The sequence below is a fragment of the Janthinobacterium lyxosi genome, assembly GCF_051380665.1.
Taxonomy (GTDB): domain Bacteria; phylum Pseudomonadota; class Gammaproteobacteria; order Burkholderiales; family Burkholderiaceae_D; genus Janthinobacterium.
The window spans coordinates 100,201-119,144 of record NZ_JBNYXM010000008.1 but is presented as its reverse complement, the minus strand read 5'-3'; the positions used below and the strand labels follow the sequence as shown (position 1 = coordinate 119,144).

General features: G+C 62.5%; 16 protein-coding genes, 1 tRNA gene and 1 pseudogene. 5 read left to right on the top strand and 13 right to left on the bottom strand.

Annotated features, from left to right (window positions below; translation table 11 throughout):
• The first annotated feature begins 27 nt into the window (after nt 1-27).
• Together ACQ4WP_RS10405 and ACQ4WP_RS10400 are read left to right on the top strand one after the other, a co-directional pair.
• Nucleotides 28-103, top strand: a tRNA-Lys gene (locus ACQ4WP_RS10405).
• A 106-nt stretch (nt 104-209) separates the two neighbouring features.
• Nucleotides 210-620 carry a hypothetical protein gene (locus ACQ4WP_RS10400; RefSeq protein WP_436520294.1) on the top strand — a complete coding sequence of 137 codons (411 nt, stop codon included), beginning with the start codon at nt 210-212 and terminating at the stop codon, nt 618-620.
• A 2-nt stretch (nt 621-622) separates the two neighbouring features.
• Here the strand turns inward: ACQ4WP_RS10400 and ACQ4WP_RS10395 are convergent, their stop codons facing one another.
• On the bottom strand, nt 623-1,126 hold the full coding sequence (locus ACQ4WP_RS10395; protein ID WP_436520292.1) for a hypothetical protein: 504 nt from the start codon (nt 1,124-1,126) through the stop codon (nt 623-625).
• Nucleotides 1,127-1,129: 3 nt separating this feature from the next.
• Nucleotides 1,130-2,176, bottom strand: a complete 1,047-nt coding sequence (locus ACQ4WP_RS10390) for a lysozyme inhibitor LprI family protein (RefSeq protein WP_436520290.1) — start codon at nt 2,174-2,176, stop codon at nt 1,130-1,132.
• 173 nt (nt 2,177-2,349) lie between these two features.
• Here ACQ4WP_RS10390 and ACQ4WP_RS10385 point away from each other — a divergent pair, with 173 nt between their 5' ends.
• Nucleotides 2,350-4,509 carry a prolyl oligopeptidase family serine peptidase gene (locus ACQ4WP_RS10385; protein ID WP_436520288.1) on the top strand — a complete coding sequence of 720 codons (2,160 nt, stop codon included), beginning with the start codon at nt 2,350-2,352 and terminating at the stop codon, nt 4,507-4,509.
• A 55-nt stretch (nt 4,510-4,564) separates the two neighbouring features.
• Here the strand turns inward: ACQ4WP_RS10385 and ACQ4WP_RS10380 are convergent, their stop codons facing one another.
• The 6 genes and pseudogenes from ACQ4WP_RS10380 to ACQ4WP_RS10355 all read right to left on the bottom strand — a co-directional run bounded on the left by ACQ4WP_RS10380 (nt 4,565) and on the right by ACQ4WP_RS10355 (nt 9,326).
• Complete coding sequence (locus tag ACQ4WP_RS10380) at nt 4,565-4,756, bottom strand: hypothetical protein (protein ID WP_436520534.1); 192 nt, start codon at nt 4,754-4,756, stop codon at nt 4,565-4,567.
• A 13-nt stretch (nt 4,757-4,769) separates the two neighbouring features.
• Nucleotides 4,770-5,057: pseudogene (locus tag ACQ4WP_RS10375) on the bottom strand (MFS transporter); the annotation flags it as partial.
• Between the two features lie 155 nt (nt 5,058-5,212).
• Complete coding sequence (locus ACQ4WP_RS10370; protein WP_436520286.1) at nt 5,213-5,944, bottom strand: BON domain-containing protein; 732 nt, start codon at nt 5,942-5,944, stop codon at nt 5,213-5,215.
• Nucleotides 5,945-6,047: 103 nt separating this feature from the next.
• Nucleotides 6,048-6,740 (bottom strand): hypothetical protein, encoded by a 693-nt coding sequence (locus ACQ4WP_RS10365; RefSeq protein WP_436520284.1) that lies wholly within the window; start codon nt 6,738-6,740, stop codon nt 6,048-6,050.
• Between the two features lie 155 nt (nt 6,741-6,895).
• Entirely contained in the window at nt 6,896-8,617 is a 1,722-nt protein-coding gene (locus ACQ4WP_RS10360; RefSeq protein WP_436520282.1) for a dipeptidyl-peptidase 3 family protein, read from the bottom strand.
• A 109-nt stretch (nt 8,618-8,726) separates the two neighbouring features.
• A complete protein-coding gene (locus ACQ4WP_RS10355; protein ID WP_436520280.1) occupies nt 8,727-9,326 on the bottom strand; it encodes a short chain dehydrogenase in 600 nt (199 codons plus the stop codon).
• A gap of 114 nt (nt 9,327-9,440) precedes the next feature.
• Between ACQ4WP_RS10355 and ACQ4WP_RS10350 the strand changes: the two genes are divergently transcribed.
• Nucleotides 9,441-10,358, top strand: a complete 918-nt coding sequence (locus ACQ4WP_RS10350; protein ID WP_436520278.1) for a LysR family transcriptional regulator — start codon at nt 9,441-9,443, stop codon at nt 10,356-10,358.
• 8 nt (nt 10,359-10,366) lie between these two features.
• Here ACQ4WP_RS10350 and ACQ4WP_RS10345 read toward each other — a convergent pair whose 3' ends face one another.
• From ACQ4WP_RS10345 to ACQ4WP_RS10335, 3 genes are read right to left on the bottom strand one after another with little or no spacing between them, the layout of a single operon-like run.
• On the bottom strand, nt 10,367-11,830 hold the full coding sequence (locus tag ACQ4WP_RS10345; RefSeq protein ID WP_436520276.1) for an efflux transporter outer membrane subunit: 1,464 nt from the start codon (nt 11,828-11,830) through the stop codon (nt 10,367-10,369).
• A gap of 40 nt (nt 11,831-11,870) precedes the next feature.
• Nucleotides 11,871-13,469 carry a DHA2 family efflux MFS transporter permease subunit gene (locus ACQ4WP_RS10340; RefSeq protein WP_436520274.1) on the bottom strand — a complete coding sequence of 533 codons (1,599 nt, stop codon included), beginning with the start codon at nt 13,467-13,469 and terminating at the stop codon, nt 11,871-11,873.
• A 6-nt stretch (nt 13,470-13,475) separates the two neighbouring features.
• Nucleotides 13,476-14,684 (bottom strand): HlyD family secretion protein, encoded by a 1,209-nt coding sequence (locus ACQ4WP_RS10335; RefSeq protein ID WP_436520272.1) that lies wholly within the window; start codon nt 14,682-14,684, stop codon nt 13,476-13,478.
• 144 nt (nt 14,685-14,828) lie between these two features.
• Here ACQ4WP_RS10335 and ACQ4WP_RS10330 point away from each other — a divergent pair, with 144 nt between their 5' ends.
• Nucleotides 14,829-15,548 carry a TetR/AcrR family transcriptional regulator gene (locus ACQ4WP_RS10330; protein ID WP_436520270.1) on the top strand — a complete coding sequence of 240 codons (720 nt, stop codon included), beginning with the start codon at nt 14,829-14,831 and terminating at the stop codon, nt 15,546-15,548.
• Between the two features lie 22 nt (nt 15,549-15,570).
• Here ACQ4WP_RS10330 and ACQ4WP_RS10325 read toward each other — a convergent pair whose 3' ends face one another.
• Nucleotides 15,571-16,740 carry a hypothetical protein gene (locus ACQ4WP_RS10325; protein WP_436520268.1) on the bottom strand — a complete coding sequence of 390 codons (1,170 nt, stop codon included), beginning with the start codon at nt 16,738-16,740 and terminating at the stop codon, nt 15,571-15,573.
• Between the two features lie 425 nt (nt 16,741-17,165).
• Complete coding sequence (lpdA, locus tag ACQ4WP_RS10320) at nt 17,166-18,941, bottom strand: dihydrolipoyl dehydrogenase (RefSeq protein ID WP_436520266.1); 1,776 nt, start codon at nt 18,939-18,941, stop codon at nt 17,166-17,168.
• Between the last annotated feature and the right edge of the window lie 3 nt (nt 18,942-18,944).

Below are 18,944 nucleotides of genomic sequence, written 5' to 3'. Positions count from 1 at the left end.
CAACTGATATATAATGCGGCCTCTTTCGGGTCGTTAGCTCAGCTGGTAGAGCAGCGGACTTTTAATCCGTTGGTCGCAGGTTCGAATCCCGCACGGCCTACCACGAATGCGCAGTACTAAAAAGCCCATCCTCACGGATGGGCTTTTTCCGTTTCCGTGACCCTCGCGGTTATACTGGCGCTTCGTCTTGCCAGCCCTGAAAGAAACGCATGAAACTTGCCGCCACCTTCCTCCTGGCCGCCGCCTGCCTGTCCGCGCAGGCGCAAGCACAAGTACAGCCGCCCATCGTGCTCGACGGCCAGTACAGCGCGCGCACGGACGAGATGAGCTTGCAGATCATCGGCAACCGCGTCTGCTTCGTGCCCGACAAGGCGCAATGGGGTCGTTTGCCCCGCCCCGCAGCGACGCACGATGCGTGGTTCTGCTTTTCCAACGATGGCGAGGCGCGCCGCCTGCTGCGCGTGCCCGCGCGCCAGGCCGACAATTGCGGCTGGCAAGCCCGCGCGCGCATCGTCATCGACACCTATCAAGCGTATGTGGAACAGGGCGATGGCAACGACATGGCGCGCCTGGCGTCGGTGATCAAGGTGGCGCAACCGAATGCCATCGCCTGCGAATAGTTTTAATCGAGTTCGTATTCCTGCAGATAGCGCGCGAACAAGTCACCATCGGCCAGCGGACACGCAAACCCGGCGCCCCAGTCAGCCAGCAACAGCTGCTCTTTCAAAGGCAGCAGCAACAGTTCAGGCATGCCATCGCTGCACCACAAATCCACCACGATGCCCTTGTCGTCCAGGCCGGCAAACAGGGTCTCAGTCTTGTCGCCGCCAAAGGCCAGCACGTTCTTGCATTCCACCCGGTAAGTGCTGTAGCCCGTGTAGACGGCGTCATACGGCGGCATGGCATCCGCCAGCGCCAGCCGCAGTTGATCGGCCGTGAGGCCCAGTGCGCGCATCTGCGACGGCGGCGCCTCGGGTACGTACATCTCCGTCCAGCCGGCGCCGCTGCGGTGTGCGTCGGCGAACGCCTGCTGCTCGCCCATCTGCGTCAAACAGTGCTGCAAATTATCCAGCGGCAGCAATTCGATCATGCAAAAATCGTCTTCGTGGTAATACGCTTCGCGCATGCTTCAATTCTCCAGCAAATCTTGCAGTTGCGCATTGCGCCGCGCCGTCAGCAGGCCGGCCCAGGTGTCGCTGGTGACGGACGGATAGCGCGCGGCGCCGAAATTCATCCAGGCATCGCGGTACGCCAGCCACAGGCGCTGGGTGGCGCGGACCCCATCCTTGCCCACGGCGCCCGCATAGGTTTCCGCCGGCTTTTTCATCAGCTTGCCGTAGATGGCGTTGAGTTCCTTGTCGAGCGCCGCCACCTGCGCCTTCGACATGCTTGCAGGCAGCTTGCCCGCTTCGTATTCACGCAGATCGTGCGCCAGCAGATCGAGCTCGGCCGTACGGGCCGCGATACTCAGGGCGGCGCGCGCCGTGCCGCTCAAATCCGCTTCATGGGCCGCGCGCGCATCGGCAAACTTGCTTGCCGCCGTCTGCAGCTTTTGCAGCGAGGCTTGCGCCACGGCAGGCATGCTTACACTGACTTTGCCTGCAGTCTGCGCGCGCACGCGCTGCTTTTGCCGTGCATCGATGGCGCCGCACACGCCCATCATGTAGCCGCTGGTGATGTCGTCGCACCAGTCCATCATGCCGCGCCCGCTGGCATTGATCTGCTGCAAATGTTCGATGCGGCCCTGCATCTCGGCCGGCGCCGCATCGATGCTGCACGCATACTTGAGCGCCAGCAACGGGGCCTTCTGCACGCCCTGTCCATTCTGGTACAGCATCATCAGCACGGCGCTGTTTTGCGTTGCCACGGCGCAATGGCGCACGGGACGCCAGTCCGCGGGCTTGGGCGAGGACATACTCTTGGTATCGTAATACAGGTCCGTCGCCTGGCATTGCTGCAAGGATGCCACGGCGGATGGCGCCGGCAGGTCGGCGGGCGGCGCCGCCGCATCCTTGACCTTCAGACAGCCCGCATACCAGGCCGTGCTTTCCGCGTGACCCACGCCCATGGCGCTGGTATTCGGGTACGGTGCGGCGGCAGCGGCAAAGCCCGGGGCGGCAAGCAGCGCGCCCGCGCCCAGCAATAGCGTTTTCAATAAAGATAGACAAATTTTCATGGTCAAGCAGCGCCAGCGTGAGTAAAGCGGCAAGTTTAACTGATCGAATACGCCATGCCCGTCCGCCATGCGTGCGCCTGCCTGGTAAGTAACGGTTCATGGCCTTGGCAGTGGAGGAATCGATGGGCAATAATGTTGCCCGCTGTACTTTTTTCACTTCCCGGACCACGCCCATGACCTCACCCCGTCTTCGCCGTTCCCTCGGCTCCCTGCTGATCGCAGCAGCCTGCGCCTCGCTTGCCCACGCCGCCGATACCACGGCGGCTATACCAGTTGCCGCCACGCAAACGCAAGCCAAACACGCCATCACGCATGAAGACGTGTGGCTGATGAAACGGGTGGGCGCGCCCGTCGCCAGCCCGGATGGAAAGTGGGCCGTGTTTTCCGTGGTCGACAGCGCCTACGATAGCAAGGAGCAATGGTCGGACCTGTGGGTCAAGTCGCTGCTTGACGACAACCCCGCGCGCCGCCTGACTTATTCAAAGGGTGGCGAAGGCGCCGTGGCCTGGTCGCCGGACAGCCGCCAGTTGGTGTTCGTCGCCAAGCGTGACGGCGATGAAGCGGGACAGATTTACCGCCTCGACGTGGCCGCTGGCGGCGAAGCGCAGCGCCTGACCTCGCTGACCCTGGGCGCGCGCATGCCGAAATGGAGCCCGGACGGCAAGCAATTGCTGTTCATCAGCGATATCTATCCAGGCAACAAGACGGAAGCCGACGTCAAGCAAAGCGCCAAAGAACGCAAGGAACGCAAGGTCAGCGCCCGTTCGTATGAAACGACGGCGCCCCGCTATTTCGACAAATGGCTGACCGACAAGCAAGTGCGTCTGTTCATCGTCGATGCGCAGCCTGAGGCGAAAGGTGAAAACACACCGCGCGACATCCTGTCAGGCACGCAACTGGTCACCCTGCCGGGCTTTGGCGGCGGCCAGGGCGACGAGGGACAATCGCTGGACGCCGTCTGGGCGCCGGATGGCAAGGCCGTCGTCTTCAACGCGGCCACCAACCGCGATGCTGCCCAGCGTGAAGCCGTGGTTTCGCAACTGTATTTGCTGCCCGTGGCGGGCGGCGAAGCGCAGCGTTTGACGCAGGACAAACATAGCTACGGTGCCTTGAGATTTACCGCCGACGGCAAGACTCTGTTCGCCTTGAGCGATGCGCAAACGCCAGGTAAAGTGTACGACGTGAAACGCCTGGCCAGTTTTGCCTGGCCAATGAGCAACCCTGCGCCAAGTATATTGACGGCCAAGCTGGACCGGTCGATTTCGCGCTTCGTGCTGCCCGAAGGCGGCAAGCGCGTCATCTTCAGCTACGAACATGCAGGCCTGGAAAAGCTGTACTCGATCGACGCCAAGGGTGGCGACGTGCGCGAGGAACCATCCTTGCCAACGGGCAGCATCAATTCTCTGAGCAGCGGCGGCAAGGCCCTGGTGGGCGTGTGGGAATCCGCCATCAATCCGCCGGAAATCTATGCCTTCAATGGCAAGCAGCCGAAGCGGCTGACGGCCTTCAACACGGACAAGGCAAATAAAATCGACTGGCAGGCGCCCGAACACTTCTGGTTCACCACGGCCGATGGCCGCCAGATCCACAACATGCTCGTCAAGCCCGCCAACTTTGATCCGAACAAGAAGTATCCGCTGTTTACCGTCATCCACGGCGGCGCGGCCAGCATGTGGCGCGACCAGTTCGTGCTGCGCTGGAACTACCATTTGCTGGCCAAGCCCGGCTATGTCGTACTGCTGACGGACTACAAGGGTTCCACCGGCTATGGCGAGGAATTCTCGCGCTCGATTCAGTTCGACCCCTTGAAGGGACCGGGCGATGAAGTCAACCAGGGCGTCGATGAAGCCATCAAGAAATACGCCTTCATCGACGGCACGAAACTGGCCGCCGGCGGCGCCAGCTATGGCGGCCACCTGGCCAACTGGCTGCAGGCGACCACCACGCGCTACAAGGCCATCGTCTCGCACGCGGGCGAAATGGACTTGATCATGCAATGGGGCACCAGCGATGGCGGTTTCGGCCGTGAAACCAATGCGGGCGGCCCCGTCTGGTCGGACCTGCCCGTGTGGCGCGACCAAAGCCCGGTCATGCAAGCGGGCAACCATGAAAAAGGCACGGGGTTTACCACCCCCATCCTGATCACCGTGGGCGAACTCGATTACCGCGTGCCGGCCAACAATGCCTTGATGAACTTTGCCGTACAACAACGCCTGGACGTGCCGGCGAAATTGCTCGTGTTCCCGGACGAAAACCACTGGATCTTGAAGGGCGAGAACAGCCGCTTCTTCTACAGCGAAGTGGAAGGCTGGTTAGCAAAGTACTTGAAATAAACCTGCTGCACGCTTCTTGAAAAGCCAGGCTCCGCTCATGCGGGCCTGGCTTTTTTCATGCGGGCTGGGCGGCGGCCACGGCCGCGAACAGGGCTGGATTGTAGGTCAGCATCAGGGTGCGGATGCGGCCCGCGCCATAGCCGGCCACGGAAGCGCCCAGCTGGTGGCCGGCGAAGATCCAGCCAAACACCATGCCCGCCTGCTCCCGGCCAAACGTGGCGCCCACCAGCTTCACCGTGGGCACCACGGTGGCGGCTGGCAGCGATCAAGCCCAGGGCCACGCAGATGACATTGCGCAAGCTGAAGCGCTCCATCAGGATGGCGGCAAACGGCCCCATCAGGCAAAACAGCACGAAGCACACGGCCAGGGCCGAGGAAATCTGCTCGGCATCCCAGCCAAATTCGCGGTTCAAGGGCTGCCTCAGCGTCCCCGGCAAGCCCAGCGCGGCCGACGAGGTCAAGGCGGTGAGGAAAGTAATGGCGACGATGCCCCAGGCAAAGTGGAGGCCGCACCGCTCCAGCCATTGCGAAAAAAGATAAGAAAGCATGCCGCCCTCATGAGAAAAAGTGGATACCGATCCACACCAGCCGGTGGGATTTTTCTCATGCTGCATTATGATCGTAATTTATACAGCCGAGAAACTGGAGCATCACTGCTGCGTGCCGCTCCAGTCCTGGCTGCAAGTTTTATAAAAAATGCCGCCTACTTCACCTTCAAGCCATTCTTCACATCCGTCACGCCTTCCACGCCACGGGCCAGGTCGGCGGCTTTTTTCACTTGTGCCTGTGTCGGCACGAAGCCGCTGAGCATGACGACGCCATTCACCGTTTCCACGTGCACGTCCAGCGCTTTCAAGTCATTGTCCTTGACGAGGTCTGCCTTGATCTTGGTGGTGATGACGGAGTCTTCCACTGCCACCTTGGTGCTGCTGGCCGCATTGCGCGTCACGCAGGCAGCCTTGGCCGTCGCATCCATGGCGTCGCAATTTTCCTTCGTGGTGGCAGGCGGATTTTGCGCGACGTTGGTGCCGGCCCTGGCGCCCGTGTTGGCGTCAGCCAGCGCGGCCGTTTTCGCCGCCTTGGCATCATTCATGCACGTGGTTTTTTCGGCGCCCTTGCGGTCGCCGCACTTGGCCTTGTCCATGTCATACTCGGCATTGGCGACGTCCTTGCGGGCCTTGCCCAGTTCGCGCGGCGTGTTGCGGTATTGGGCCACGGCATCCGAATCGGCCTTGACGCGCGCCACCTTGGCTTCTTCCACGCAGACTTTTTTCGCGTTGCCGCTGTGGGCATCGCAAGCGGCCTTGGCCTGTTTGTAGTCTGCCGTTGCCTTGTCCGTCAAACTCTTGTACGAGGCATCCTGCGCATACGCGGGTGTGGCGGCAAGCAGGGCGCTGGCACTGGCGGCCAGCATGAGTGCGATCATTTTGTTCATGATGATTCCTCTCTGGTTAGTGATACCCAGATTAGACCCCTGCCGGACGCAAAGCTCCGTGCGACAGCACACGCTGACAGGGCATCCGCGTAAAAATCAGCGTTTATTTGTCACCGCTCAAGCCCTTCCGCCACAATACTTGCGCCTGTTCAAATGGTGAAGCGGCCCCAGCAAATGCGCCTTCGCCATCGGCCAGCGCCAGCCATGCCTGCGTGGCGTGCGAACCGCCCGCGCTATCGCCACCGGCACGCACGCCGCGCATCCAGGCCAGCACATCAGGGTATTGCCCGGGGTGGCGTCCATGCATCCAGGCCAGGGCCACCAGGTCCGCATAGGCCTCTTCGCGGCGCGTCTCGCGCAGCTCCTGCGCCAGCGGTGTCAACTTGCCGCGCTGCATGCTGGATGGTTCGATAAAGCCGCGTGGCAAGGCGTGCCAGTCGCCCTGTGCATAGCGCTGGCAATGGCCGATTTCATGCGCCGTCATCGCTTCCATCATCAGGCCATGGCGCTTGGGTGGCACGCCCTGCAAGACACTGTCCGCCTGCACATTGCCGCGCAGCGACAGCACCAGCTTGCAGCGCCCCGCTTTGTAGCCCAGCGCCAGCGGCACGGCACCGGGCGCATCCTGGGGTTGCACGATGATATCGATGGGCAAACCTTGCGCGCGCGCAAACGCGATGACGGGCTGGCCCGCCTGCAGCCAGCGGCTTTCCAGATCGGTGAGCTGGGCGGTAGCCACGGCGGGCACAGGAGACAAAACGATGAGCAAGCTCATCAGCAAGAGCGGATTTGGCATGGGATCGATGGGGGAAAAAGGATATACCACTGCAGAGTAAGCGGTAAAAATATTTCCACAAGGAAATACTGGCAACTTTTCATAAATAAAGACGAAAAAAAACCGGCGCAGATGCACCGGCTTTTCACTCTGACAATGCAGCGTCAGGGTCAGGTTTATTTCTTCGTCGCTTGATCCAGGGCGCGGGCCGTGACGAATTCCGGGCGGATATCGTTCGGCACGGCCTTCATCTTGTCGAGCGCGACCTGCACTTCAGGACGGATGACCACGTACTTGCTCATCAAGTCTTTCGCGCGCGCATAGTCGCCCGTCGCCTCGATGGTCAAAAATTCACGGTCCAGGTCGATCACGGCCTGTTTGATCTTGGAAAAGTCGACGCCGAATTTGCCGTCGCCCAGAGACACAAAACCACCCTTGTCGAGGATGTAATTCATCTGGATGGCCATGCCGCGCGCGTGCGAATCCGTCAGGCCGAAATGCAGGGTGCGGAAACCGGAGGCGAGGAAGGTGTTGTACAGCTTGCGCTCGGCCACGTCGCCCTGGCCCAGGGTATCGTTAAGTTGCCCTTTGTCCATCATGTAGCGCAGCACAAACAAGCCCGTGATGTCGGCCTTGGCCTCCTCGATGGTGGAATACGCTTCCTTCAAGTCCTGGCGCGGCGTGGATGGCTTGCCATCGACGACGGTGGCATGCGGGCCCAGGCCGTGCATGATTTCATGCGCGAGGATGTGCGTGAAGAAGGAATTGAAGTCCACGTCCTGCTGCGCTTCGGGCGCGAGCACCAGTTTCGAGATCGGCGTCAGGGTGGCCTTGAACTTGGCTTCCTGCACGTTTTTCAACATCACGCGCTTGGAGCCGCGCGCGCTGATGATGCGTTCGTCATTGGGCAGGTTGTAGGCGGCCGTCTGCACGGCCATGTTGCCGTCGCCGGCGCCATACACCTGGTTGACCACCACCATCGGCGCCAGCGCGCCCACTTTCGGGTTGCGGTATTGCGCGTCGAGCGGCAGGTTGTCTTCCAGCTCTTGCATGTGCTTGGCGAAGAAATTGAGCTTTTGCGTTTCCGCCTGGTCGCGGATGTTCACATAAGCCTCGAACGCGGCCTTGTAGCCGAACAGCTCGTCGTTATACGTTTCATACGGGCCGATGGTGATGTCGACGGGCGAATCGAGGTCCATCCAGGCGAAGTCCGATGGCAGGTAATCGTTGTCGAGGAAAGCCTTGGCGCGCAGGGTGAGGAATTTCTTCAGGGAAGCATTGTCCGTGGCGGTCGCCGCCTCGTCGAGCAGCCTGGCCAGCTGTTTCAGCTCTACCTTGTACTCGTCCGAATACTTGACGGTCTGATACTTCCCATCCTTGCCCGCGCGAATCGTCGTGAAGAACCATTGCGCCTGCTGCTTGCCGTCCGGCGACAAGCCGCTCATCCACGATTCCAGGCTAGCCTTGGTGGCGCCCTGCGGATAGAAATTGCCCGCTTCCGGCTTGTGCGCGGGAATGGCGATGCCGGCATAGCTGGCCGGCATGAACGAGGCGTGCGCGTCGAGCACCGACCATGGGCCCTTGTTGATCCAGAAATAATTCAGACGGGCCTGGCCCAGCGCCGACTTGTCTTTCTTCAGCGCCGCCCACAGCGCTTCGTTGCCGGACCAGCGCTGGCGCAGTTGCAGCACGTCGACCAGTTTGGCCGCCTCGACCAGCTTGGCGATGGCCTGGCGGTCGCCCGCGGACAGGTGCGTGACATCGGCGCTCAGCGCGACGGGCGCGTAACGGGCGCTCATGGCCGTCAGTTGCGCGGCGGTGGCCGGGGTGGCCGGCGTTGCGGCGCAGGCGCTGCCGACGGCTGCGGCCATCAGCAGGGGAATCAGGATGTTTTTCATGGGGGTCTCGGTTGGATTTTTCTCAGAAGCAGCTGGCGCGGATGGCGCGCTACCGCTTTCTTGCTCAGCCTGCGATTGTCCCACCTGCCCCCATGGCATGGCAAGCGGCTTACCAGACCTTATACACCTGCCCCGTCTGCGCCCCTTCCACGCTGCGGCTGTAGGCCAGGGCCACGCGGCTGGCGGCGGCCGGCTCGAAGCCGTAAAAGAAAGGGCCATACGCTTCCAGCGATTCGGCCAGGACCGTGGGGCTGACGGCATTGATGCGCACGCCGCGCGCCAGTTCGATGGCGGCGCCCCGCACGAAGCCTTCCACGGCCGCATTCGTCATGCTGGCGGCCGCGCCGAAGCGGATCGGCTGCTCGGCCACGATGCCGCTGGTGAGCGTGATCGAACCGCCATCGTTCAGGTATTCCTGCGCCACCAGCGCCACGTTGACCTGCCCCATCAACTTGCTGTCCAGGCCCAGCTGGAATTGCTCAGGAGTAAATTCTGCCAGGGGGCCGAAATGCAGCTTGCCGGCCGTGACGATGACGGCATCGACCTTGCCGATGCGCTTGAACAAGGCGCGCACTTGCGCGATGTCGCCCATGTCGGCCTGGTGCGTGCCGCTACGGCTGCCCACTTCGATGATTTCATGGCGTTGCGCCAATTGCGCTGCGACGGCCGTGCCGATGGTGCCGCTGGCGCCGATGATGACGATTTTCATGATGCTGTCCTTGTCTGGGTTGAACGGTGGAGCCAGTATGCGCCGCTTACAAAAAGGAATAAATACGCTAGAATTAATAAGATTACTAACCCATAGTTTGCAATCAAGGTAGCCATGGATAAATTGCGCAGCATGGAGATTTTTGTCGCCGTCGTCGACGCAGGCAGTTTCACAGCCGCCGCCGAGGCGTTCCAGATTTCGCCCGTGATGGTGGGCAAGCACATTAAATACCTGGAAGAGCGGCTGGGCGCGCGCTTGCTGGCGCGCACTACGCGGCGGCAAAGCCTGACGGAAATCGGCCAGCAGTATGTGGAACAGTGCCGCCAGATACTGGCCAGCATCCATGCGGCCGAACGTGGCGCGGAAGCCATGCGCACGGCGCCGCGCGGCAAGCTGAAAATCACCGCGCCCGTATCCTTCGGCAGCGAGTGCATCGCGCCGCTGCTGGCCGACTACCTCGATGCGTATCCGGAAGTGAGTCTGGAATTGAACTTGAACGACAGGACGGTGGACCTGGTGGAAGAAGGGTTTGATGCGGCCATCCGCATCGGCAAGCTGGAAGATTCCGCCATGGTGGCGCGCGCGCTGCGCCCGTATGCGATGGTGATTTGCGCCGCGCCCGCCTACCTGGCCAAACACGGCATGCCGCGCACGCCGGCCGACCTGGCGCGCCACGAATGCCTGGACTTCATGCAGTGGACGCGCCATGTGCGCTGGCGCCTGGCCAGGAGCGGCGGCGACGATGGCAGCCCCGTGCGCGAGAGCCGCTTCCGCTCGAACAATGGCCAGGCGCTGCGCATGGCAGCCCTGCACGGCTTCGGCATCGTCATGCAGGCGGAAATTCTGCTGGCCGACGATATCGCGGCGGGCCGCCTGGTGCCGCTGCTGACCGACTACGTGCCGGCGCCGCGCCTGATGCATGTGCTGTATCCGCGCGACCGCCAGCCCACGCCGAAGCTGACGACTTTCATCGATTTTCTGCTGGAACGCTACGGGCCGGCGGCGACACCGCCGCCGGCCACGCTCACGTAACTGAGAACTTAGATGGCCTTCGCCAGCTTCGCCAGCTCGCCGTCCGGTTTCCAGCCGGCGCCCAGGGAACGGGCCACGGCGACGGTTGCCAGCAAACGCTGGGTCTTGATCTGCGCGGCGGCGCGGTCCGCTGTCAGCGAGCTGCGCTGGGCATCGGTGACGTCCAGATAGGTCGAAATGCCGCGCTCGTAACGCGTGCGCGCCACCAGATAGGCGCGCGCCGCCGCGGCCTGCGACAGGGCTTGGGCGTCGCCCTGCAACTGGCGCTGCTCCACGTCGGACAAGGCATCTTCCACTTCGCGCAAGGCCGTCAGGAGCTTGGTTTCGTGATTCGCCACGGCTTCCGCATAGCGCGCCTTGGACAGGTCCAGGTTGGCCTGGTTGCGGCCACCGTCGAAGATCGGCAGGGACAGGGCCAGCGGACCAACACTGAACTGGCGCGAACCGCCCTGCGCCAGGTCGCGCAGCTTTTCGGACGCGTAGCCGAAGTTGCCCGTCAATTGTAGCGTCGGATAAAACGCGCCTTCGGCCACGCCCACCTGCGCATTCGCCGCACGCAGGCCCGCCACGCTGGAAACCAGGTCCGGGCGGTGCGCCAGCAGGCTGGCCGGCAAGCCGACGGGGATACTTGGCGGCAGCGGCAAGGCCGACGGATCGGCGGCCACCGGCAATTGCAGCGCCGACGGCGGCTTGCCCGTCAGGGTGGCCAGGCTGTTTTCCAGCTGGTTGCGCTGGCGCTTGACTTCATGCAGGTCGGCTTGCGCGTTCGACAGTTCGACTTTCGCGCGCGCCAGGTCCAGCTCATTCGTCAGTCCCGCATTGAAGCGCGCCTCGACCAGCTGCGCCGACTCGCGACGCGTATCGAGCGCGCCATTCAGGATGGCCATTTCAGCGTCCAGCCCGCGCAGCTGCCAGTAATTGCTGGCCACTTGCGCCGACAGCATCAGCAGCACGCCGTCGCGGTCGGCCTGTGCCGCCAGCGCCTGCGAATCAGCCGCTTCGACCATGCGTTTTACACGCCCCAGCAAGTCGACTTCGTACGACAGCGAACCGCCCACGGAGAAGTTATTGCCGCTGATCGAGCGGTTGCCCAGGGCCAGGCCCTGCGAGGTGTTGGCCGAGGTGCGCGAGTTCGAAATACCCGTGCTGACATTCACGCTCGGGCCCTGGTTGGCGCGCGCCGTACCGCTTTGCGCCAGCGCCTGCAGCAGGCGCTCGCCGGCCGCTTTCACACCGGGATTGTCCTGCAGCGCACTGTGCTCGAGGCGGTCCAAGGTGGCGTCGCCGTAGATGCTCCACCATTCCTTGGGCAGCTGCGCGGCATCCGCTGCGGCAGCGCCGTGGCGGAAAACGCCGTTGTCGATGCCGGCCACATTCGCCGGGGCGGTGAAATCCTGGCCCACGGTGCCGCAGGCGGACAGCACCAGGGCAAGGGAAGCGGCCAGCGCGATTTTCGTCAATACTGTTTGCATGATGTGTACCTTCTTGTTCTTGAGGTGTTTGCGTGCGTGGTCAATGACCGCCGCCACCGCCACCGGGGGCTTTGAGTTTGTCGGCCAGCCACAGGGGCACGATGCAGGCCAGCAGGATGGCGCCGATCAGGAAGAAGCCATCGTTGTAGGCCATCACATACGCTTCGCGGCGCACGATGCCGTCGATCGCCTGCAAGGCCTGGTTGCCTGCCGTGACGGCATCATAGCCCTTGGCCATGAACGACGACGTCAGCTGCTCGATGCGCAACTGCGTGGCGCTGGAATACGCATTGATCGCTTCACCCAGGCGCTGCGAATGGAAGTGCTCGCGGGTGCTCAGGGCCGTGGCCAGCAGGGCGATGCCGATCGAACCGCCCAGGTTGCGCGTCATGTTGAACAAGCTCGAAGCGGATGGCATGTCCTTCGGCGCGATGCCCTTCATGGCGAAGTTCGACAGGGTCAGCATGACGAAGGGCTGGCCCAGCGCGCGCACCACCTGCGACCACAGCAGCTGGTCGTAGCCGGTGGACGCGTCCATGTAGGCATTCATCATGCACGAGCCGCCGAACAGCAGGAGGCCGAACGAGCACAGGATACGGTTGTCCACCACGGACGACAGCTTGGCGACGAAGGGCATGATGAGCAACTGCGGCAAGCCCACCCACATGATGACTTCACCGATCTGCATCGGCGAATAGCCGGCGATCTGACCCAGGAACAGGGGCAGCAAGAAGGCCGAGCCATACAAGCCCATGCCCGTCACGGCCGACAGCACGGTGGCCACCAGGAAGTTGCGCTGGCCGTACAGCGCCAGGTTGACGAACGGTTCGGCGCGCGTGGCGCTGGTGACGACCCAGCCCAGGATGCCCGTCAGGGCCAACGCGGCAAAGGCAATGATGAAGCCCGAGTCGAACCAGTCCTTCGAATTGCCCTCTTCCAGGAAGATGGTCAGGCAGCCCAGACCCAAGGCCATGAAGAAGATGCCCAGCCAGTCGGCTTTCCAGAACATCGCCAGCTTCATCGGCTCCTTGTCCAGGCCATAGATCATGCCGGCGATCAGCAGCACGCCAGGCACCCAGTTGATGTAGAAGATCGAAGGCCAGCCATACAGCTCGGAAAGATAGCCGCCCAGGGTCGGGCCCATAGCCGGCGCCAGGGTCGCCGTCAAACCGAAAATGGCCATGCCCACGGCGCGCTTCGACGGCGGCAGCTTGATCATCACCAGGGTGAACGCCATGGGGATCAGGGCGCCGCCGGTAAAGCCCTGCAGCATGCGGAAGACGATCATGCTTTCCAGGTTCCACGCCGCCCCGCACAGGGTAGAGAACAGCAGGAAGAACGCGGTGGTGCCTATCATGTAGGTACGCAGTCCAAACACGCGCGCCAGCAGCGCGGTGAGGGGAATGACGATAATTTCCGCCACCAGGTAGGCCGTGGAAATCCACGAGCCCTCTTCCTGGGTGGCCGACAGCGAGCCAAGGATATCCTTGAGCGAGGAGTTCGTGATCTGGATGTCGAGCACCGCCATGAAGGCGCCCAGCATGCCGGCGGCGACCGCCAGCCAGGTGCGCCCGGAGACTTTCTCGTCGATCACGGGAAACGCCGGCGGCTTCGCCAGCGTGGTGGAGGGGCTGCTCATGGAAGCTTAGCGGGCGGTGGTCTGGGCGGCAGGAGCAGCTGGCGCGGCGGCGTGGCGCGCGGCCTTGTCCTGAGCCGGCTCGGGCTGGTTCACTTCCACTTCGGCGATCACCGACATGCCCGGCACCAGGCGGCCATTCATGGCCTTGATGTCTTCCGGCTGGAAGACGATTTTTACGGGCACGCGCTGGACGATCTTGGTGAAGTTGCCGGTGGCGTTATCGGCTGGCAGCAGCGCGAATTGCGCGCCCGAGGCAGGAGCGAAGCTGTCGACCGTACCCACCAGTTTCTTGCCCGGCATGGCGTCGATGGTCACGTGCACGCTCTGGCCGCGGTGCAGGTCGGCCAATTGGGTTTCCTTGAAGTTGGCGGTGACCCATACGTTGTCTTGCACGATGGCCGTCAATTGCTGGCCAGGCTGCACGCGCATGCCCGTTTCCACGTTGCGCTTGCCGATGCGACCCGCGACGGGGGCCAGGACGCGGTTGTATTGCAGCTGCTGCTCCGCGTCCTTCAATTGCACGCGCAGCACGGCCACCTGGGCCTTGGCCACGTCGCGCGCAGCTTGCGCCGCACCAATCTGCGCCTTGGCGGCGGAAGCGCTGTCGCGGCGGGCGGCCAGGTCGGCCACGGCGCTGGAACGGGCCGCGTTGGCGGCGTCCAGCTCCGCTTTCGAGACGGCTTTCATCTGGCTCGTGTACAGCTGGCCATAACGCTCCGCATCCTGTTTCGCGCGCAGCAGTTGCGCATCGGCCTGCGCCACTTGCGCCTGGGCGGCGCTGGCCTGCGCCTGCACTTGCGCGATCTGCGCGTCGGCTTGCAGCACTTGCTGCTCGGCGCTGGCGATCTGCGCGGCGATCTGCTCGGTTTTGACGCGCTGGTCGAACGGGTCGAGTTCGGCGATCACGTCGCCCTCTTTCACCATTTGATTGTCGTCGATGAAAACCTTGGTGACGACGCCGGAAATGCGCGCCGAGACGGGATGCACGTGGCCGGACACGTAGGCGTTTTCCGTTTCCACGAAATAGTGGCTGCGGTACCACATGCGCGCGCCGGCGCCCAGCGCGACGAGGACGATCAGGCCGGCGATGATTTTCACGCGATTATTCGGTGCTGCGGAGCTGGCGGAAGCGGCGGGCGCGGAAGGTGCGGCAGGGGCCGCGGGTGGGACGGCGCTCAGCACCTTGTGCTCTGCTTGACCTGGCTGGTTGGACATACTCGCTCCGAAAATGAAATGATATAGGTTCATTATTGGACAAAGAAAAGCGCTTGTCAAGAAATGAAACGATTGCATTTCATTTTAATTTGCACTACAGTGTAAGCCATCACTTACCTTCCAACTTATAAAGAGACCCAGACCATGTCCGATCCCGGCCTCAGCGATACCTTGCCAACCGATACAGAATCCGACGCCGCCGCCCAGGAGCTCTCCTGCTGCGGCAAGCCGGCCGGCCGCCCGCGCGCGGCCGACATGGAAGCGCGCATGGAAAACCTGCTGCACACGGCCGGCTGCCTGTTTCTGGAAAAAGGGTATGGAAAGGTGAGCCTGGAAATGATCGCCCGCGAAGCCCATGTGGCAGTGCGCACGATTTATGTGAAATTTGGCGGCAAGTCGGGCTTGTTCAATGCCGTGGTGGAACTGCGCCGCGCCGCCTATTTCTCGACCATGCCGGCGCTGGAAACCGATATGCGGCCCCTGCCCACCATCCTGGGGGAATTCGGCCTGCTGTTCGTGCAACTGGTCACCATGCCCGCTGCCATCCGCCTGAATCGCATGGTGGTGGCCGAAGCGGCCACCCACCCGGACCTGGCAGAAACGTTTTACAAGGTGGGACCGGGGCAGACGCGCGAGATGCTGACCAAGTTTTTCAGCCGTCCCGACATCGCGCCGCTGTTTCGCGCGGAGTTGACGCCCTCCATCCTGGCGCTACACCTGCTCAATTGCCTGCTGGGAGATCAGATGTCGCGCCTGCTGTTTCCACCGCAAGCCCAACCGGACGTGGCGCGATTGCGCGCCACGGTGGCGCTCAGCCTGGATCTGTTCCTGCGCGGCACCTTGCGCCAGCCGCTCGCGGACTGACGCAGGACGATTGACGGGGAAGTCAGCCAGGGCGGCTACAATCTTCCGGCACCGCCGCTGCGGCGTGTTCATCGCTCAAGCCCAGCGCGCGCAGGAAAGGCTGGGCCGCCGACAGGTCATCAAGGCGAAGTGAAGACTCACTTCCATCATGGCGTTCCGGGCCATAGCGCATCAGGTCGAACGAAGTTTCAAAGCGCTGCGCCAGGAAGTAGGTGCGGAAGTAATCGAAGGAAAACGCCACCTGGCCGTCGGCCAGCAGCAGCAAGCCATGCGCATACAGCGGCGTCAGCCACTCCCCTGCCGCCATGTTCCAGCCCTTCACAGCGCAATAGTCGCTGGCAAAACGCTGCAGTTCAGCTTCGCCAAGGAACAGGGTCTTGGCTTCGAACATCACGAACGCCAGCTCGATCAGGAATTCGCGCGCATCGGCAGCCACGCCAGCATCCTCACGCTGCTGCGCGCCCGCCTTGCCCAGCAAGCCATCGAAATAGGCGCGTTCGCCTGCCAGCTGCGGCAGCAAGGTGGCAAACACATACTCGGCATCCATCTGCCCCGTTTCCTGGCCATTCGGCGTGTACAGCACCGACACGGCGAAGTTCTTGCTCACTTCGTCGAACTCGTGCAGGGAGACCTTCCACTGCGTGCCTGGCGCGTCGCCATCGGCTCCGCCTGTGCCAAACTCGAGCACGGAAAACGCCGCCATCTGACCATGCGCACCGTACAGGCTGCCGGGATTGCTCTTGAACAGGATGCCTAGCGACTTCATCAGCGAACTGGCGTCACCCGTATGCTGGTGGCCGTGGAACACGGCGTGGATATTCTTGTAGTGCGCGCGCTGCTCGGCACTGGCGTGCTCATCGGCGGAGAAAAAACTGAAGCCTGCATTGCCCAGCGCCGCAGCCGCGACACCCTGCACGCGGCTGCCCGGCACCAGGTAGAAACGCGCACCGGGCAAGCTGGCCGCCTGCAGCAAGGGACGCAGGAAATATTCGTAGACATACAGGGGCGTCGTGCCGGCACAGGCGTCCAGCGCCACCAGCTTGCCCGTGAAGAAAATCGCATCGATCTGCTTGCCCGCAGCCAGGATAGCAGCCACATCCTGGTACAAGGCATGCAGCATCACGGCTTGCTCTTGCTCATCAGCCCGACGCAAACGAACATCGGCAATATGAAGGGCGGTAAACTTTTTCATGTTGCAAAACTTTCTTAGGGCCTATCCCAGTAGGGAGCGTCTTCTGCTGGTAGTTCATCAGGAGCGCGGACAAGGCGTGAGGAGGACGCGTGGCGAGCCACGCGACGACGATCAACGCAGTCCCCGCTTCTGAGGGGCGCCAGCAGGGGACGTATTCATCTACTGGGACAGGCTCTCAGTACAGCGGAATTTGACCGACCCACACACTGGCAACATTCCTGGAAAAATCACACGCTTCTGTCGAAGCAAAAGCAAAACATGGTGACAGACCTCCATTCTGCCATTTTTTCCATGCGGCAATACTCACCAATTTTCACATCGGGCGGATTCGCCACAGCCCGTCTACGGTTTACGCTGCCAAGATCAAGGGATATAAAAAAACCGGGAACACGTCCCGGTTTTTAATACTGAAAGTTGACTTTTTATCAGCGCTTGCGCGGTGGCGGCAAGTCGGTGCACACACCTTCGTACACTTCGGCCGCCATACCGATCGACTCGCCCAAGGTTGGATGCGGGTGGATGGTCTTGCCGATGTCGGTGCCGTCACAGCCCATTTCGATGGCCAGCGCGATTTCACCGATCATGTCGCCTGCATGCGTGCCGACGATGGTGCCACCGATGATGCGGTGCGTTTCCGCATCGAACAGCAGCTTGGTGAAGCCTTCGGCACGGCCATTGGCCACGGCGCGGCCGGAGGCTGCCCAAGGGAAGTGGCCCTTCTCGACCTTGATGCCCTTGGCTTTCGCTTCGTCTTCCGTAATGCCGGCCCATGCCACTTCCGGGTCCGTGTAGGCGACCGATGGAATCACCTTGACGTCGAAGTGCGACTTCTGGCCGGCGGCAGCTTCCGCTGCAACGTGGGCTTCATGCACCGCCTTGTGCGCCAGCATCGGCTGGCCCACCAGGTCGCCGATGGCGAAGATGTTCGGCACATTGGTGCGCATCTGGCTGTCGACTTCGATGAAACCGCGGTCCGTGACGTTCACGCCGGCCTTGTCGGCGGCCAGCTTCTTGCCGTTCGGGCTGCGGCCCACGGCGACGAGCACCAGGTCATAGACTTGCGGCGCTGGCGCCGTGGCGCCCGCTTCAGCGGCTTCGAACGTGACCTTGATGCCTTCCGGCAGTGCCTCGACGGCCACCGTTTTGGTCTTGGTCATGATGTTGTCGAAGCGCTTTTCATTGAACTTCTGCCACACCTTGACGGCATCGCGGTCGGCGCCCTGCATCAGGCCATCCATCATTTCGACCACGTCGATGCGCGCGCCAAAAGTGGAATACACGGTGGCCATTTCCAGGCCGATGATGCCGCCGCCGATGACCAGCATGCGTTTCGGGATCTGGCGCAATTCCAGCGCGCCCGTCGAATCGACGATGCGCGGGTCTTCCGGCACGAAGGGCAGCTTCACCACGGACGAACCGGCGGCGATGATGGCTTGCTTGAACTGCACGACTTTTTTGGAGCCGTCACCTGCCGTCACTTCGATGTGGTTCGCGGACAGGAACTGGCCCACGCCGGTGACCACTTGCGTCTTGCGCGCCTTGGCCATGCCGGCCAGGCCACCCGTCATGTTCGAGATGACACCTTCCTTGTACTTGCGTACCTGGTCGATGTCGATGCTCGGCTTGGCAAACGTCACGCCGGTGTTGGACATGTGCGCCGTTTCATCGATGACGGAAGCGACGTGCAGCAGCGCCTTCGACGGGATGCAGCCCACGTTCAGGCACACGCCACCCAGGGTGGCGTAGCGCTCGACGATCACGGTGCTCAGGCCCAGGTCGGCCGCGCGGAACGCCGCCGAATAGCCGCCAGGACCACCGCCCAAGACCATCATGTCGACGTCGATGTCGACCTGGCCGCTATAATTGCCGGCCGGGATGGCGGCGACAAGTGCCGCTGGTGCTGCAGCGACAGTGGCTGCCGGAGCGGCCGCCACAGGTGCTGGCGCAGGCGCAGCCGCGCCTTCAGATGCTTCCACCACCAGCAGCGCGCTGCCTTCGGCGATCTTGTCGCCAACCTTGACCTTGATTTCCTTGACGACGCCCGCGTGGGTCGAAGGAATCTCCATGCTGGCCTTGTCCGATTCGACCGTGATCAGGGACTGGTCCACCTTGATGGTGTCGCCTACCTTGACCATCAATTCGATGACTTCGACTTCCTTGAAGTCGCCGATATTCGGTACTTTTACCTCTACTGTGCTCATCAA

What these genes read in the sequence shown, in the direction of transcription:
- ACQ4WP_RS10400 (WP_436520294.1), top strand. Translation starts at nt 210, where the DNA reads ATGAAACTTGCCGCCACCTTCCTCCTGGCCGCCGCCTGCCTGTCCGCG.
- ACQ4WP_RS10395 (WP_436520292.1), bottom strand. Translation starts at nt 1,126, where the DNA reads ATGCGCGAAGCGTATTACCACGAAGACGATTTTTGCATGATCGAATTG.
- ACQ4WP_RS10390 (WP_436520290.1), bottom strand. Translation starts at nt 2,176, where the DNA reads ATGAAAATTTGTCTATCTTTATTGAAAACGCTATTGCTGGGCGCGGGC.
- ACQ4WP_RS10385 (WP_436520288.1), top strand. Translation starts at nt 2,350, where the DNA reads ATGACCTCACCCCGTCTTCGCCGTTCCCTCGGCTCCCTGCTGATCGCA.
- ACQ4WP_RS10370 (WP_436520286.1), bottom strand. Translation starts at nt 5,944, where the DNA reads ATGAACAAAATGATCGCACTCATGCTGGCCGCCAGTGCCAGCGCCCTG.
- ACQ4WP_RS10365 (WP_436520284.1), bottom strand. Translation starts at nt 6,740, where the DNA reads ATGCCAAATCCGCTCTTGCTGATGAGCTTGCTCATCGTTTTGTCTCCT.
- ACQ4WP_RS10360 (WP_436520282.1), bottom strand. Translation starts at nt 8,617, where the DNA reads ATGAAAAACATCCTGATTCCCCTGCTGATGGCCGCAGCCGTCGGCAGC.
- ACQ4WP_RS10355 (WP_436520280.1), bottom strand. Translation starts at nt 9,326, where the DNA reads ATGAAAATCGTCATCATCGGCGCCAGCGGCACCATCGGCACGGCCGTC.
- ACQ4WP_RS10350 (WP_436520278.1), top strand. Translation starts at nt 9,441, where the DNA reads ATGGATAAATTGCGCAGCATGGAGATTTTTGTCGCCGTCGTCGACGCA.
- ACQ4WP_RS10345 (WP_436520276.1), bottom strand. Translation starts at nt 11,830, where the DNA reads ATGCAAACAGTATTGACGAAAATCGCGCTGGCCGCTTCCCTTGCCCTG.
- ACQ4WP_RS10340 (WP_436520274.1), bottom strand. Translation starts at nt 13,469, where the DNA reads ATGAGCAGCCCCTCCACCACGCTGGCGAAGCCGCCGGCGTTTCCCGTG.
- ACQ4WP_RS10335 (WP_436520272.1), bottom strand. Translation starts at nt 14,684, where the DNA reads ATGTCCAACCAGCCAGGTCAAGCAGAGCACAAGGTGCTGAGCGCCGTC.
- ACQ4WP_RS10330 (WP_436520270.1), top strand. Translation starts at nt 14,829, where the DNA reads ATGTCCGATCCCGGCCTCAGCGATACCTTGCCAACCGATACAGAATCC.
- ACQ4WP_RS10325 (WP_436520268.1), bottom strand. Translation starts at nt 16,740, where the DNA reads ATGAAAAAGTTTACCGCCCTTCATATTGCCGATGTTCGTTTGCGTCGG.
- lpdA (WP_436520266.1), bottom strand. Translation starts at nt 18,941, where the DNA reads ATGAGCACAGTAGAGGTAAAAGTACCGAATATCGGCGACTTCAAGGAA.